The organism is Streptomyces monashensis (assembly GCF_001866665.1).
In the GTDB taxonomy this organism is placed as follows: Bacteria; Actinomycetota; Actinomycetes; order Streptomycetales; family Streptomycetaceae; genus Streptomyces; species Streptomyces monashensis.
In genome coordinates this window covers 19,379-34,366 of sequence record NZ_MLYO01000014.1, presented here as the reverse complement: position 1 = coordinate 34,366, position 14,988 = coordinate 19,379, and the positions used below count along the sequence as shown (strand labels likewise).

Here is a 14,988-nt window from a genome sequence, read left to right as displayed (position 1 = left end):
CACCGGGAGGAGGTACGGCTCAGTGCGCGGGGGCGTCGGTGACGACGACCTCCTCGATGCTGCGCTCGATCGCCTCGGGCGCGGAGGCCGTGGCCTTGGCCCAGTAGTAGATGACGAGCGAGAACGCCGCGACGACCAGCATGTCCCACCACAGCGGCAGGTCACCGGTACCGCCGAAGGTGCTCAGGTAGGAGATCACGCCGATGCCCAGCAGGTAGGGCGGCAGCCACTGCGCGGCCTTGAAGTCCAGCCGGGGAGCGTCGGGCAGGCCCTTGCGGATCGCGTAGGCGGCGTACGAGCCGAGCAGCACGTAGCCGATCAGGATCGCGAAGCCCAGTCGCCACAGGGTGTCCCAGCCGGACCAGAAGATGATCAGGTTGGCGACCACGAAGGACAGCGGCGAGATGATGTTGCCGAAGGGCAGCTTGTACGGACGGTCGTGGTTCGGCAGGCGGTCCTTGAAGACGCCGTAGGCCAGCGGCGCGCCCGCGTACATCAGCACGCTCGCCGAGGTGATGAAGCCGACCAGGGTCTGCCAGCTCGGGAACGGCAGGAAGCAGATCACACCGGTCACGAACGACATCGCCAGGCCGAACCACGGCACACCGCGCGAGTCGGTCCTGGCGAAGAGCTTCGGCGCGTAGCCGTTCTTGGCCAGGCCGTAGGAGATACGGGAGGTGGCGGTGGTGTAGATCAGGCCGGTGCCGCCGGGGGAGACGATCGCGTCGGCGTACAGCACCCAGGCCAGCCAGCCCAGGCCGACCACGGAGGCGAGACCCGCCCAGGGGCCGCTGATGCCGGCGTAGGCCAGGTTCGCCCAGCCCTTCGCGAAGGAGGCGTGCGGCAGGGCGGCGATGAACACGATCTGGAGCAGCAGGTAGATCACGGAGCCGATCGCCACCGAGCCGAGCGTCGCGCGCGGCAGGTCACGCTTCGGGTTGCGGCTCTCGCCCGCCAGCTGGATCGCCTGCTCGAAGCCGAGCAGCGCGAAGATGATGCCGCTGGAGCTGATCGCGGTGAGGACGCCCTTCGCGCCGAACGGCGCGAAGCCCTGGGAGGTGAAGTTGGACGGGTGGAAGTTGCCGATCGCGATGATGAAGATCGCCGCGAGCGGGACCGCTATCTTCCACCAGGTGGCGGCGCTGTTGGTGTGGGCCAGGATGCGGACGCCGAGGAAGTTGACCGCGACGAAGACCGCCATGAGCAGGACGGCGACGACGATGCCACTGGTCGTGAGCGTGCCGTTCGCGTTCTGCAGGCCGTCGGCGAAGTGCCAGTGCTTGGCATAGCCGATCATGGCCTCGACCTCGATCGGGGCCACCGTAGCCGCCTGGAGCCAGGAGAACCAGCCGAAGGACATGCCGGCCAGGCCGCCGAAGGCGTAGTGCGGGTAGCGCGCGGTACCGCCCGCCACCGGGAACATGCCGCCGAGCTCGGCGTGCACGAGGGCGAGCAGCACGATGGCCACCGCGCCGATCACCCACGAGATGATCGCAGCGGGACCTGCCGCGACGACGGCCTTTTCGGCGCCGAAGAGCCAGCCCGACCCGATGATGGAACCCACCGAGGCCCACATCAGACCGATCAGTCCGACGTCTCGGCGCAGACCACCGGTGTCGCTTGTGGCTACCGGTGCAGCCTGGTCGACATTCGCCATGTGTAGTGGCCTCTCAGATCTAAACGCAGCGTTAACGGGCGAGGAGGCCACAGGCTAGGGGCGCGTTCCATGTTGTCAAAAGAGCGTTAACCAAATTTTGACCCGGGATCTTAGGTGTCTTGGGCCCACGCTCGGTCACTGCCTTGTCACAGGTCAGATGCCTCGTGCGAATGTCAATATTCAGCGACGAATTGTAGGTAGAAGGAGAGATTCTCTAGCCGAGGCGGGGAATTTCGATGGCCGGGCAGCGGTCCATGACCATGTCCAGCCCGGCCGCCCGGGTCCGGCTGCAGGCGGCCTCGTCCACGACCCCGAGCTGGAACCACACCCCGCGCGCTCCCTTCGCCACGGCCTCGTCGGCCACCGCCCCGGCCAGGTCGCTGTTGACGAAGACGTCGACCACGTCCACGTCGAAGGGGATGTCCACGAGGGAAGCGTAGCCCCGCTCGCCGTGCACCGTCTCCGCCTTCGGGTGCACCGGCACGACGCGCTTGCCGAACCGCTGGAGCACCTGTGCCACCCCGTAGGCGGCCCGGTTCCGGTTGTTCGACAGGCCGACCACGGCCCAGGTGTCGCCCAGCCCGGTCAGGATCCTGCGGATCACCGCTTCGTCGCCGTCATCGTCGCCGTGGTCGACACCGTCGTAGCTGTCGTCGCCGTGCACGACCGCCATGGCCGCCTCCTCCGTTCGCGGGAACAGTTCGCCTGGGCAACAGCGGAGCGCAGGGTACGGATTCCCGCCCCGGTACCCGCCGCCATGTCCGGAATCGGAGCAAGATGCCTGCGTAGGAGGCTCTGCCCGCCTACGCTCGCGCTGTGCTGCGCATCTTCGACGACCGAACCGGTGAGCCCGTCCCCGCCGCGCCCGCCCGCCGCGGCCTGACCCGCATCGAGGCCTACGCCTCCGGGCTGGACCCGACCGCCCTACGGGTGCTCCTCACCGCCGACCTCCTGGTCCGCGCCCTGGAACTGGGCGGCACCCCGGTCTGGACGATCCTCACGTCCCCCCACCAGCACGCCGAACTGCGGGCAGCCGCCACCGCCCTCGCCATCCGGCCCTTCGAGGACGGCCGCGACCTGGCCTCGGGACTGGGCGAGTCCCAGGCGATCCACGTGACGGCCGACCCCACGGCCACCGTCGGCGAAGGCCCGGTGATGCGGGTGGCACCCGTGCACTGGCAGACGGACGGCCAGGGGCAGCAGCAGGGTCAGGGGCAGTGGCACGGGGAGGGACAGGGGGCGCAGACGGCCGGCCGCGACGCGGGACCCGCGTCCGCACCCGCCCCCGGCCGCACATCCGCCTCCCGCTCCCACCCCGCGCTCCCGGCGCTCCTCGAAGACCCCGAGGCGGTGCGGCTCGCCCTGCTCTCCGTCCCTCGGGGCGAGCCGGTTCGGCTGGACGCCGCGGTACTGGACGCGGCGGCCGGGCGGCTGGCGCAGTGGCGGCGGGCCGTCGCCGGGTGGGCCCGGCGGCCGTCCAGGCCGGTGCCGGAGCCGGTGCGGGTGCGGTTGCGCTCCGCGTGGGAGGACGATCTCGACCTGCCCGGCGTCCTGGACGTGCTGCGGGACGTGGCGCGCGACCCGGAGCTGCCCGACGGCGCCCGGTTCGAGACGTTCGCCTACGTGGACCGGCTGCTGGCCCTCGACCTCGCCCGCGAACTCGGGAGCCTCGGGTGAGCGCACGGGCGGGCGCCTCGGGTCCGCTGCGCCGGCTGGTGGTGCTGCGGCACGCCAAGTCCGCCTGGCCCGAGGGCGTCGATGACCACCGCAGGCCCCTCGCGCCGCGCGGCCTCAAGGACGCCCCGGCCGCCGGACGCACCCTCGCCGAGGCCGACTGCCTGCCCGACCTCGCCCTGTGCTCCACGGCCGCACGCGCCCGCCGTACCTGGGAACTGGCCTCCGGCGAGTGGGGCACCCCGCCGCCGGTGCGCTACGACCGGCGGCTGTACGCGGCCGACGTGGCCGACCTGATGGAGGTGGTCCGCGAGGTGCCGTCCCAGGTGGAGACCCTGCTGCTGGTCGGGCACAACCCCGGGCTGGAGGAACTGGTCCTGGAGCTGGCCGGGGACGGCCTCGACGACACGCTGGAACGGGTGCGGACCAAGTTCCCGACGTCCGCGATCGCCGTCCTCACCTGGCACGGCACCGGCTGGTCCGCCCTCGCCCCCGGTGTCGCCCTGCTGACCTGGGTCACCGTGCCGCGCGGCAGCAGGAAGCAGTAGCCGGGCAGCGGCGAGAAGGCGGATCCGCCGCCACGCGCGCGTGGGCGCGGCCTCCGCCCGGACCGGCACCGTCCGCCACCGCTTAGGCTGGCGGGATGCAGGACGAGTACCGCACAGTCGCCCACGCGGGCGTGCACGAGACCGAGATCAACCACTCCCGCTTCCTGTGCGCCCTCGCCCCGGCCGCCACCGAGCAGGAGGCGCAGGACTTCGTCGCCGCCGTCCGCAAGGAGCACGCCGACGCCACGCACAACTGCTGGGCGTACGTGATCGGCGCCGACGCCTGTGTGCAGAAGGCCAGCGACGACGGCGAACCGGGCGGCACCGCCGGCGTCCCCATGCTCCAGATGCTCCTGCGCCGTGAGATGCGCTACGTCGTCGCGGTCGTCACCCGCTACTACGGCGGCGTCAAGCTCGGCGCCGGCGGACTGATCCGCGCCTACGGCGGCGCCGTCGGCGAGACCCTCGACGCGCTCGGCACCCTCACCCGGCGCCGCTTCCGGCTGGCCACCGTCACCGTGGACCACCAGCGCGCGGGCAAGGTTCAGAACGACCTGCGCGCCACGGGGCGCGAGGTGCGGGACGTCCGGTACGGCGAGGCCGTCACCATCGAGATCGGGCTGCCGGACGCCGACGTGGACGCCTTCCGGGCGTGGCTCGCCGACGCGACGGCCGGCTCGGCGGGGTTCGAACTGGGCGGGGAGGCCTACGGAGATGCGTGACATCTCGGACTGATCGGACGTAACCGTACGAACCTCTCCACCCTGCCGGTCGATACGGGAGTAACCGCCCGTGATGTCAGACCCGGCCGTTAATCTCGGGGATCATGAGACTCCTGCACACGTCCGACTGGCATCTCGGCCGGGCCTTCCACCGGGTGAACATGCTCGGGGCCCAGGCCGAGTTCATCGGTCACCTCGTCACCACCGTGCGCGAGCGCGCCGTGGACGCGGTGGTCGTGTCCGGTGACGTGTACGACCGCGCGGTGCCCCCGCTCGCCGCGGTCGAGCTCTTCGACGACGCGCTGCACCGCCTCGCCGGCCTCGGCGTGCCGACGGTGATGATCTCCGGCAACCACGACTCGGCCCGCCGCCTCGGCGTCGGCGCCGGGCTCATCGACCGCGCGGGCATCCATCTGCGCACCGACCCGGCCGCCGCCGGCACCCCGGTGCTGCTCGCGGACGCCCACGGGGACGTCGCCTTCTACGGGCTGCCGTATCTCGAACCGGCCCTGGTGAAGGACGAGTTCGCGGTGGAGCGGGCCGGACACGAGGCCGTGCTCGGCGCGGCCATGGACCGCGTCCGTGCCGACCTCGCCACACGCGCGCGGGGCACCCGCTCCGTCGTCCTCGCCCATGCCTTCGTCACCGGCGGCCGGGCCAGCGACAGCGAGCGGGACATCACCGTCGGCGGGGTGGCCGCCGTCCCGGCGGGTGTCTTCGACGGCGTCGACTACGTCGCCCTCGGGCATCTGCACGGCTGCCAGACCCTCACCGCGCGCGTGCGCTACTCCGGCTCCCCGCTCGCCTACTCCTTCTCCGAGGCCGACCACCGCAAGAGCATGTGGCTGATCGACCTCGGCGCCGACGGCTCCGTCACCGCCGAGCGCCTCGACTGCCCGGTGCCGCGCCCGCTGGCCCGCGTCAGGGGCACGCTGGAGAACCTGCTGGCCGACCCGGAGCTGAGCCGGTACGAGGACTCCTGGGTCGAGGCCACCCTCACCGACCCGGTCCGCCCGGCCGATCCCATGGCCCGGCTCACCGAGCGCTTCCCGCACGCCCTCAGCCTCGTCTTCGCCCCCGAGCGGGCCCCGGACGACCCCGAGGCGTCGTACGCCCGGCGGCTCGCGGGCCGCAGCGACCAGCAGGTCGCCGAGGACTTCGTCGCCCATGTGCGCGGCGCCGGGCCGGACGACCGTGAACTGGGCGTGCTGCGCGAGGCGTTCGACGCCGTGCGGGCCGACGACGCCGTGCGGGAGGTGGCCCGGTGAGGCTGCACCGGCTCGACATCACCGCCTTCGGGCCCTTCGGCGGCACCCTCGGCGTCGACTTCGACGCCCTGTCCGCCGCCGGACTCTTCCTGCTGCACGGCCCCACCGGCGCGGGCAAGACCTCCGTCCTGGACGCCGTCTGCTACGCGCTGTACGGCTCGGTCCCCGGCGCCCGGCAGAACGGCAACGGCCAGGGCATGACCCTGCGCAGCGATCACGCCGAGCCCGGCACCCGCACCGAGGTCCGCCTCGACCTCACCGTCGCCGGCCGCCGGCTGGAGATCACCCGGCAGCCGCCCTGGCAGCGCCGCAAACTGCGCGGCAGCGGCACCACGGTCGACAAGGCCCAGACCTGGCTGCGCGAGTACGACAGCACGGCCGGGGCCTGGCGCGACCGCAGCCGCTCCCACCAGGAGATCGGCGAGGAGATCACCCAGCTGCTCGGTATGAGCCGTGAGCAGTTCTGCCAGGTCGTACTGCTGCCCCAGGGCGACTTCGCCCGCTTCCTGCGTGCCGACGCCGAGGCCCGCGGCCGGCTGCTCGGCCGGCTCTTCGACACCCAGCGCTTCGCCGACGTCGAGAAGCGCCTCGCCGACCGCCGCCGCGACACCGAGGCACGCGTGCGCGAGGGCGACGCCGCACTGCTCGCCTGCGCCCACCGCATGCAGCAGCAGGCCGGGGACGCCATGGAGCTGCCGGACCTGGCGCCGGGCGAGCCGGGCCTGACGGAGGAGGTGCTCGCTGCCGCCGCCGTGGCCCGCGCCGCCGCCCGCGAGCGCCTCACCATCGCCCACCTCGGCCTCGGCGCCGCCGAGGCCGCGCACACCGACGCCCGCCGCGCCCTGGACGACGTGCGCGAACTCGCCCGGCTCCAGGGCAGGTTCGCCGAGGCCCGGCAGCGGGCCGAGCGGCTCCAGCAGCACTCCGGCGCGTACCGTGAGGCCCAGGAGCGCATGGAGCGGGCCCGCAGGGCGGACATGGTCGCGCCCGCGCTGGAGCTGCGCGAGGCCGCCGAGCAGGAGCACCGCAGGGCCGCGGCGGCCGAGGGACACGCGCGCGGGGCGCTCCCCGAGGCGTACGCCGACGCCGAGGCGAGCGGACTGGCCGCCGCCGCCCGCCGGGCCGCCGAGGAGCTGGGCGGCCTGGACGCGGCCCGGCGCGCCGAGCAGCGGCTCGTCCAGCTGGCCGAGGAGCGGCGCGGACTCGACCGGCAGGAGCGCGCCGACGAGGAGGTGCTGCGCGAGGCCGAGACCTGGCTCGACGGCTGGGACGCGAAGCGCTCCGCGCTCCAGGCCCGCGTGGACTTCGCCCAGGAGGCCGCCACCCGCGCCGAACAGCTCGCCGTTCAGCGGGAACCGATGGCCAAGCGGCTCACCGCGGCCCGCACCCGGGACGCGCTGGCCGCCGATCTGGAGGCCGCGCAGCACCGGGCGCGCGCCTCCGGGCAGCAGGCCCTCGACGCCCGCGCCCACTGGCTCGACGTCAAGGAACAGCGCCTGAGCGGCATCGCCGCCGAGCTGGCCGCCCACCTCACCGACGGCGAGCCCTGCGCCGTCTGCGGAGCCACCGCACACCCCGCCCCGGCCCGCAAGACCGCCGGACACGTCGACCGCGTGGCCGATGAGCGGGCGCACCGGGCCTTCCAGCAGGCCGACGAGCGCCGCGCCGAGGACGAACGGCGCCTCGGCGTCGTCCGCGAGGCCCTGGCCGCCGCCACCGCCGAGGCCGGTGACACGCCGACCGAGCAACTGGAAGCGCAGGCGGGCGAGTTGACGGAGGAGTACGCCCGCGCCCGCCGCGAGGCCTCCGTGCTGCACGCCGCCCACGAGGAGCTGCGCCGCGCCGAGCGCGAACGCGAGCAGCGCCTCGCCGACCGCCAGCAGGCCGCCGTGCGGACCGCGTCCCGGCTCACCCGGCGCGAAACCCTGGAGCGCGAACAGGACGGGCTGGAAACGGAGTTGACGCAGGCGCGCGGCGGCGCGGACAGCGTGGCCGCGCGCGCCGCCCAGCTGGAGCGGCGCGTCGCCCTGCTCGGCGACGCCGCCGACGCCACGCGCACCGCCGAGGACGCCGCCCAGCGCCTGAAGGACGCCGACGCCCGCCTCGCCGACGCCGCCTACCGGGCCGGCTTCGACACCCCGCAGGCCGCGGCCGCCGCCCTCCTCGACCCCGCCGCCCACCGCGAGCTGCAACACCGGCTGGACGCCTGGGAGTCGGAGGAGGCGGCCGTGCGGGCCGTGCTGGCCGAGGGCGACACCGCGGCCGCCGCCCAGCAGCCACCCGCCGACCTCACCTCGGCCGAGCGCACCGCGGCCGAGGCGGAGCACCGCCTGCGCACGGCCGCCTCCGCGCGCGACGCGGCCGCCCACTGCCGCACCGAGCTGGACCGCCTCTCCGCCCGCGCCACCGAGGCCGTACGCCAACTCGCCCCGTTGCGCGAGGAGTACGACCGGGTCGCCCGCCTCGCCGCCCTCACCGCCGGCACCTCCGCCGACAACGAGCGCAAGATGCGCCTGGAGTCGTACGTCCTGGCGGCCCGCCTGGAACAGGTCGCCGCCGCCGCGACCGCGCGCCTGCAGCGCATGTCGTCCGGCCGGTACACCCTGGTCCACTCCGACGACCGCTCCGGCCGCGGTCGCAGCGGGCTCGGGCTGCACGTGGTCGACGCCTGGACCGGCCGCGAGCGCGACACCGCCACCCTCTCCGGCGGCGAGACCTTCTTCGCCTCGCTCGCCCTCGCCCTCGGCCTCGCGGACGTCGTCACGGACGAGGCCGGCGGCGTCCGGCTCGACACCCTCTTCATCGACGAGGGCTTCGGCAGCCTCGACGACCAGACCCTGGACGAGGTGTTGGACGTCCTCGACTCCCTGCGCGAACGCGACCGCAGCGTCGGCATCGTCAGCCACGTGCCCGACCTGCGGCGGAGGATCCATGCCCAACTGGAGGTCGTCAAGGGGAGAACGGGGTCGACGCTGCGGCAGCGGGGGGTGTGAGGGCTAAGTTGTGTGGTGACCACTGTCCGACTCGGGGAGCCCACATGTCCGTCGAACGCCCGCCTGTCAACAGCAGCGCGCCGCACTCCGCCCGTATCTGGAACTACTGGCTGGGCGGCAAGGACTGCTACGAGATCGACCGGCAGGTGGGTGACCAGATCGCCGCGGCCAACCCGGGGATCCTCGACACCGCCCGGGCGCAGCGGGCGTTTCTCGTCCGGGCCGTGGAGTACCTCGTCCGGGACGCCGGTATCCGCCAGTTCCTGGACGTGGGCACCGGCCTGCCCACCGCGGACAACACGCACGAGGTCGCGCAGCGCCTGCTGCCCGAGGCGCGGATCGTCTACGTCGATCACGACCCGGTCGTCCTCGTGCACGCCGAGGCGCTGCTCACCAGCACGCCCGAGGGCGCGACGGACTACATCGACGCCGACCTGCGGGACCCGGACGGCATCCTCGAACAGGCCGCCAGGACACTGGACTTCACCCAGCCGGTGGCACTGATCCTGCTCGGCATCGCCGCGCATGTCACCGACGACTCCGTCTACGGCATCGTGCACCGGCTGCTCGACGCCCTGCCGTCCGGCAGCCACCTCGTGTTCTGTGACAGCACCGAGATCGTCCACCCCGAGCAGCAGCGCGCCATGGTCGAGCAGTGGAACGAGGCGAGCGACAACCCTCGCGTCAACCGCAGCCCCGACCAGCTCGCCCGCTTCTTCGACGGCCTGGAGATGCTGGAGCCCGGCCTGGTCTCGACGACCCGGTGGCGTCCCGCATCGAGCGGGGCCGAAGTACCGGCCGAAGTCGACAACTTCGGCGCAGTGGCGCGCAAGCCGTAGTCCGGCACGCCCTGTTCGGGTCAGTGCCCGAGCGCGCGCCGGGGGAGCGGGGAGGAGTACACGACACTGGTGGTCACCGAGCCCAGCGCGCCGATCTTCCCGGAGATCTCTTCCAGATGGGACATGGAACGGGCGGCGACCTTGATCACGAAGCAGTCGTCGCCCGTCACATGGTGCGCCTCCAGGATCTCGGGCGTGACGGCGACCAGGTCGTGGAACGGCTTGTAATTGCCGTTCGGATAGCGCAGCCGCACGAACGCCAGGATCGGCAGCCCCAGCCGCTCGGGGTCAACGACCGCCGCGTATCCCTGGATCACGCCGGCCTCCTCGAGCCGCCGTACGCGCTCGGTGACGGCGCTCGGGGACATCGAGACGGCGCGCGCCAGCTCGGCGTAACTGGCCCGGCCCGCGCGCTGGAGGACCTCGAGGATGCGCCAGTCGGTGGCGTCCGGGGAATGCACGGTCATCCCGGATGGATAGCAGGGAAATCCCCGGCGCGGCAAGGGCGGGGCCGGGGATCGCCCCTTCAGGAGCCGGGCGTGCGGCCGTAAATTCTCAGCCATGACCACCCATGCCTCACCGGCCTCCGTGAACCCCGTCCTGCGCGTGGCCCCCGCCGCCCCCGCCGAGGCCGCCGCCCACTTCCGGGCGAGCCTCGCCTTCCACACCGATGTCTCCGACGTGGCGGCGGCGCTGGCGGCCGGCGGCGACCCCGGGTTCGTCGTCGTGGACTGCCGCTCGACCGCGTCCTGGGACCAGGGTCACATCCCCGGCGCCGTCCACCTGCCCACCTCCCTCATCCCCGAACAGGCCGGGCAACTCCTCGACCTCTCCGTGCCCGTGGTGACGTACTGCTGGGGCCCCGGCTGCAACGGCGCCACCCGTGCCGCCCTCGCCCTCGCCGAACTCGGCTATCGGGTGAAGGAGTTGCTCGGCGGCTTCGAGTACTGGGCACGTGAGGGCTTCGCCTACGACACCTGGGAGGGACCGGCACGCCGGGACGCCGACCCGCTGACCGCGCCGGTCGAAGGCGAGTGCGGCTGCTGACGGCGGCCCGTGTAGGTTCTTGGGCCATGGCTCGATACGCGGATCCAGGCGTGCTGGAGTGGGTGGAGTCGGCCGGCGGCCCTCTGATAGCCGTGCCCGAGACGGTACTTCCGTTCTGGGCGGGCGCCGACAACGAGGACCTCGCCACGGACTACGACCGGGCGTGCGAGGTCGACGGGCACGTCGGCCTGCTGCCCGTCGGTGACAGCGCGGCCCTCGTGTTCGGCGAGGAACCCGCCTCCACCTCCTTCCTGCCGGAGCACGCCACCTTCGTACGGTGGTCCGCCGCCCACTCCGAGGACGAACTGCTCGCCGGTGTCCCGGCGGCCCTCGACTCGGCGGTGTGGGGCAGCGAGGTGCGCTGGCGGGTGCCCGGCCCGGTGCTGCTGTTCGACTCGGCCTGGCCGGGCCGCGCCGCCGGCCGTATCGAACACCTCCGGGTGCCGCTGGAGGCGGGCACGTACGCGGTGCGTGCCGCGTACGCCCAGCCGGGCCCGGAGACCTGGGTGGGGCTGGTCAGCCTCAGCCGCCTCGGCAACTGACCGGCCCCGCACCGGACCCCGGTGGTCAGTTCAGCCCGTCGAAGGCGATCTCCAGATGGCGCGGGCCCCGCAGGATCGCGTTCTGCCGGTACGGCGGCGGGTCCGCGACCAGGCGGGGATTCTCCAGCCGCCGGGCCAGCGCGGCCAGGGCGATCTGGGCCTCCAGCCGCGCCAGCGGGGCGCCGAAGCAGCTGTGGACGCCGCTGCCGAAGCCGAGATGCTGGATGTCCTCACGGTCCGGGTCGAACCGGTCGGGGTCCTTGAACCGCTCGGGGTCGCGGTTGCCCGCGGCCAGCATCAGCCAGATGCGCGAGCCCTTCGGGATGATCACCCCGCGCACCTCGATGTCGGCGATACAGGTGCGCTGCGGCACGATCTGCACCGGCGGCTCGTAGCGCAGCAGTTCCTCCACGATCCGCACCGACAGCCCCGGGTCCCGGGCGAGGCGCCGCAGGACGTCCGGGTGGCGCAGCAGGGTCAGCATGCCGTTGGTGATGAGGTTGACCGTCGTCTCATGGCCGGCGATCAGCAGCAGCACCGCGGTGGCGAGCACCTCCATCATCGTCATGGAGCCGTCCGGGCCGTGACTGGTGACCAGGTCGGACAGCAGGTCGTCCCGCGGCTCCCTGGTGCGCTGCTCGACCAGCCCGGACAGGTACATGCCCAGCTGCAGCCGTGCCTCCTGCGCGGCACGCGCGGAGTCGGCGCTCGTGCGGGAGTCGGGGTCCAGACCGGCGACGATCGGGTCGACCCAGGCGCGGAACCTGGGCTCGTCCTCGCGGGGCACGCCCAGCAGTCGGCAGATCACCGTCACCGGGAACGGGTAGGCGAACTGGTCCACCAGGTCGATCTGCCGGGCGTCACCGAGTCCGTCGAGCAGACCGGCGACGATCTCCTCCAGCTCACCGTGCATGCCCTCGATCCGGCGCGGCCGGCGCGGCGGACCGAAGCCCCGGTTGGCGATGCGCCGGAGCCGGTCGTGCTCGGGCGGGTCGAGCCGGATGAACGACGGCGGCAGCCCGCCCGTCTCGTCCGAGTGGCTCAGCTCGTCGGCCCCGGCGGCGGCCAGATTGGTGGCGTCGGAGCTGATCCGCGGATCGTGCAGCAGCGCCTCGATGTCCCAGTACGAGCTGATGACGAAGGGGCCGTCCGCCTCCTCGTGCAGCACCGGTGTCCGGCGCAGTTCCTCGTACAGCGGGTACGGGTCGGCGCGGTGGGCGAAGTCGGTGATCTGGCGGAACAGCGGGGCTTTCGGCATGACTCGTTCCTCGGAGCGTCGGGCCGGGCGGCCGTCAGTGGCGGGCGGGGTGGAAGACCAGCTGCTGGTCGGCCGGCGAGTAGCCGCTGAGCGTCACCGTGGGGCCGTGGGTCGGCAGGGACGGATCGGGGAAGTCGGCCGCCACCGGCTGCCGGTTCTCGGGCCGCCGGTCCATCGTCGGGTACTCCACCGGGAACGGGGCGCCCCGCTCGATCTGCCGGGCGTAGAACTCCAGCCAACGGGCGTTGTCGAAGGTCACGGCGGCGATGACGCGGCCCTGGTAGCCGTACACGCCGACGAACCGGCGCTCGGCCAGCGAACCCTGCGTGATCATGAGCTGGTCGCCCATGGGCGGCACACCGACCGACTTGATGTTCACGCCGAACATCGACGACCAGAACGCCGGCATCCACAGGTGCGGGCGGCGGTCGGCACCGTGGCAGATCATGTTGTGCGCGGCGGTCTCCGCCTGCGCGACGGCGTTGCCCCAGTGCTCCAGCGACAGGAACTGGTAGCCGAACAGCGCGTGCGGGGAGCGCGCCACGTCGCCCGCCACGAAGACGTCGTCCGTGACGATGCCCCGGAAGTCGAAGGCCCGGCAGCCCGCGTCGCACGCGATGCCCCGGGGACCCGCACCCAGCCCCGACCCGGTCAGCCACTCGGTGTTGCGCTGCGAGCCCAGCGAGACCACGACCACGTCCGCCTCGACGACACTCTCGTCGGACAGATGGACCGCCCGCACCCGGCCGATCGAGTCGCCCTCGAGCCCCGTCACCGTGACATGGGTGCGCAGGTCCACGCCGTTCTCGGTCTGGAGGTCGGCGGCGACCGCGCCGATCACCCCGCCGAGCGCGCCCACCAGCGGCGCCCCGGCGCGCTCCGCCACGGTGACCGGGATGCCCTTCTCCCGGCACGCCGAGGCGACCTCCGAACCGGCGAACCCGGCGCCGATGACGAACACCCGGCGCGGTCCCGCGTCCAGCCGCTGGACCAGATCGGCCGCGTCGTCCCGGGTCCGCAGCAGACAGACGCCGTCGAGCCGGGCCTCGTCCTCCTTCAGCCAGGGCCGGGCACGCACCCCGGTCGCGATGAGCAGCCGGTCGTACGGCACCTCGTCCCCGTCGGCCAGCCTGACCCGTTTCGCCGCCAGGTCCAGCCCGGTCGCCGCGATGCCGAGCCGCCACTTGGCGTCGATCTCCCGGCGGTGCGGCAGCTCGGTGCGGCGCGGGGACGCCATGCCCAGCAGGACGGACTTCGACAGCGGCGGCCGGTCGTACGGCTCGTGCGGTTCGTCGCCGATCAGGGTGAGCTCGCCGGTGAAGCCCTCGGCGCGCAGCGTCTCCGCCGCCCGCAGGCCCGCCAGGGAGGCGCCCACGATGACGATCCGGCCCTCGCGCCGGAGCCGGTCCAGGTAGTCACCGGCCATCGGACGCCACCTGGCCGGGACCGGGCCCCGGCTCACCCGTGAAGTCCTCCAGCCCGTCGGCCGTGATCGCCTGCACCGGGCAGGCGGCGACCGCGCGGGCCAGCCGCTCGCGCTGTTCCTCCGGCGCGTGCGGGTTGTAGATCAACGACTCCTCGCCGTGCATCGCGAAGACGTCCGGCGCGAGGAACGCGCACTGGGCGTACCCCTGGCATTTGTTGAGATCGACGACGAGCCTCATCGACGCTCCGCTCTTCCCGTGGTCATGTCCCGCTCGCCAGCATGAGAGACGCGCGTGCACCGCGCTCGTCGGCACCACCGTCCGGGTCAACGGGTACGACCGCCCACCACGAGGATGTAGCCGCTGAGAACCAGCGACCACGCGGGGAACACCAGCTCCGCCCAGGGCACGTTCGAGGCGGCGAAGAGCAGCGTCACGGCGGTGAGGAAGCCCAGCAGTGTGAGCGGGCGGGGCAGCACGCCGCGGCGGTGGCCGAGCACCGACAGCGAGGACACGAAGACGGCCGCCATCCGCATCGCGTACTCCATCAGCAGGTGATAGGCGAAGTGGCGGCCGAAGTCCCAGGAGGCCGGCGGCGGCGCCGTACCGCTCGGATGCGCGACGTCGAGGACCGCACGGGCGGCAGCGGCGGCGCCGAACAGCGCGGCGGTGAAGACCAGCCCGCTGCCCAGGAAGACGGTCGCGAGGAACTTGTCCTCCGCCGCGCCGACGTGCGCCCGTACGGCGCCGATGAACCACAGGAAGAAGATCCCGGCGAACGGCACCAGCGCGAGGGCCGTCCGCAGCGCGCCACGCCGCCCGGGGTCGGTGAACCCGCGGGCGGTGACGACGTGCTCCCCTTCCGGGATGGCCAGCCGCACGAGCACGATGACCGCCGCCAGCAGCAGCGCGAACACGACCCCGGCCAGCCCGGCGGCCCGCGGCGTCCGCAGCGCCTCCTCCGCCGCTCCCGCCGCCCCCGCCTCATGACTCCCCGCCACGCACCCCGCCTCCTC

15 protein-coding genes are annotated in these 14,988 nt (G+C 73.2%); 8 read left to right on the top strand and 7 right to left on the bottom strand.

The window, feature by feature from the left end; all coding sequences use genetic code 11:
* Nucleotides 1-19: 19 nt before the first annotated feature.
* Both BIV23_RS07425 and BIV23_RS07420 read right to left on the bottom strand, forming a co-directional pair.
* Nucleotides 20-1,657 (bottom strand): APC family permease, encoded by a 1,638-nt coding sequence (locus tag BIV23_RS07425; protein ID WP_071379946.1) that lies wholly within the window; start codon nt 1,655-1,657, stop codon nt 20-22.
* Nucleotides 1,658-1,871: 214 nt separating this feature from the next.
* A complete protein-coding gene (locus BIV23_RS07420) occupies nt 1,872-2,330 on the bottom strand; it encodes a CoA-binding protein (RefSeq protein ID WP_071379945.1) in 459 nt (152 codons plus the stop codon).
* A 143-nt stretch (nt 2,331-2,473) separates the two neighbouring features.
* On the opposite strand from BIV23_RS07420, the gene BIV23_RS07415 reads away from it, so the two are divergent.
* The 6 genes from BIV23_RS07415 (at nt 2,474) to BIV23_RS07390 (ending at nt 9,701) form a co-directional block, all read left to right on the top strand.
* Nucleotides 2,474-3,334 carry a hypothetical protein gene (locus tag BIV23_RS07415; protein WP_071379944.1) on the top strand — a complete coding sequence of 287 codons (861 nt, stop codon included), beginning with the start codon at nt 2,474-2,476 and terminating at the stop codon, nt 3,332-3,334.
* Nucleotides 3,331-3,879, top strand: coding sequence for a SixA phosphatase family protein (locus BIV23_RS07410; protein ID WP_071379943.1), 549 nt, complete (start codon nt 3,331-3,333; stop codon nt 3,877-3,879). The genes BIV23_RS07415 and BIV23_RS07410 overlap by 4 nt, the downstream gene beginning before the upstream one ends.
* Nucleotides 3,880-3,974: 95 nt before the next feature.
* Nucleotides 3,975-4,601 (top strand): YigZ family protein, encoded by a 627-nt coding sequence (locus tag BIV23_RS07405; protein ID WP_071379942.1) that lies wholly within the window; start codon nt 3,975-3,977, stop codon nt 4,599-4,601.
* Nucleotides 4,602-4,705: 104 nt separating this feature from the next.
* Entirely contained in the window at nt 4,706-5,869 is a 1,164-nt protein-coding gene (locus tag BIV23_RS07400) for an exonuclease SbcCD subunit D (RefSeq protein ID WP_071379941.1), read from the top strand.
* Nucleotides 5,866-8,862 carry an AAA family ATPase gene (locus BIV23_RS07395; RefSeq protein ID WP_071379940.1) on the top strand — a complete coding sequence of 999 codons (2,997 nt, stop codon included), beginning with the start codon at nt 5,866-5,868 and terminating at the stop codon, nt 8,860-8,862. Before BIV23_RS07400 ends, BIV23_RS07395 begins: the two co-directional genes overlap by 4 nt.
* 44 nt (nt 8,863-8,906) lie before the next feature.
* Nucleotides 8,907-9,701 carry an SAM-dependent methyltransferase gene (locus tag BIV23_RS07390; RefSeq protein WP_071379939.1) on the top strand — a complete coding sequence of 265 codons (795 nt, stop codon included), beginning with the start codon at nt 8,907-8,909 and terminating at the stop codon, nt 9,699-9,701.
* Nucleotides 9,702-9,721: 20 nt separating this feature from the next.
* On the opposite strand, the gene BIV23_RS07385 is transcribed toward BIV23_RS07390, so the two are convergent.
* The gene (locus BIV23_RS07385) at nt 9,722-10,168 is read right to left on the bottom strand and encodes an Lrp/AsnC family transcriptional regulator (protein WP_071379938.1); all 447 of its coding nucleotides are present in this window, start codon (nt 10,166-10,168) and stop codon (nt 9,722-9,724) included.
* 94 nt (nt 10,169-10,262) lie between these two features.
* Between BIV23_RS07385 and BIV23_RS07380 the strand changes: the two genes are divergently transcribed.
* Together BIV23_RS07380 and BIV23_RS07375 are read left to right on the top strand one after the other, a co-directional pair.
* Nucleotides 10,263-10,748 (top strand): rhodanese-like domain-containing protein, encoded by a 486-nt coding sequence (locus BIV23_RS07380; protein ID WP_071379937.1) that lies wholly within the window; start codon nt 10,263-10,265, stop codon nt 10,746-10,748.
* Between the two features lie 26 nt (nt 10,749-10,774).
* Nucleotides 10,775-11,290 (top strand): immunity 21 family protein, encoded by a 516-nt coding sequence (locus tag BIV23_RS07375; RefSeq protein ID WP_071379936.1) that lies wholly within the window; start codon nt 10,775-10,777, stop codon nt 11,288-11,290.
* 25 nt (nt 11,291-11,315) lie between these two features.
* Here BIV23_RS07375 and BIV23_RS07370 read toward each other — a convergent pair whose 3' ends face one another.
* The 4 genes from BIV23_RS07370 to BIV23_RS07355 all read right to left on the bottom strand — a co-directional run bounded on the left by BIV23_RS07370 (nt 11,316) and on the right by BIV23_RS07355 (nt 14,973).
* Nucleotides 11,316-12,548 (bottom strand): cytochrome P450, encoded by a 1,233-nt coding sequence (locus BIV23_RS07370; protein WP_071379935.1) that lies wholly within the window; start codon nt 12,546-12,548, stop codon nt 11,316-11,318.
* Nucleotides 12,549-12,582: 34 nt separating this feature from the next.
* The gene (locus tag BIV23_RS07365) at nt 12,583-13,974 is read right to left on the bottom strand and encodes an NAD(P)/FAD-dependent oxidoreductase (RefSeq protein WP_071379934.1); all 1,392 of its coding nucleotides are present in this window, start codon (nt 13,972-13,974) and stop codon (nt 12,583-12,585) included.
* The gene (locus BIV23_RS07360) at nt 13,964-14,212 is read right to left on the bottom strand and encodes a ferredoxin (RefSeq protein ID WP_071379933.1); all 249 of its coding nucleotides are present in this window, start codon (nt 14,210-14,212) and stop codon (nt 13,964-13,966) included. Before BIV23_RS07360 ends, BIV23_RS07365 begins: the two co-directional genes overlap by 11 nt.
* A gap of 86 nt (nt 14,213-14,298) precedes the next feature.
* Nucleotides 14,299-14,973, bottom strand: a complete 675-nt coding sequence (locus BIV23_RS07355; RefSeq protein WP_071379932.1) for a hypothetical protein — start codon at nt 14,971-14,973, stop codon at nt 14,299-14,301.
* Nucleotides 14,974-14,988 lie beyond the last annotated feature (15 nt).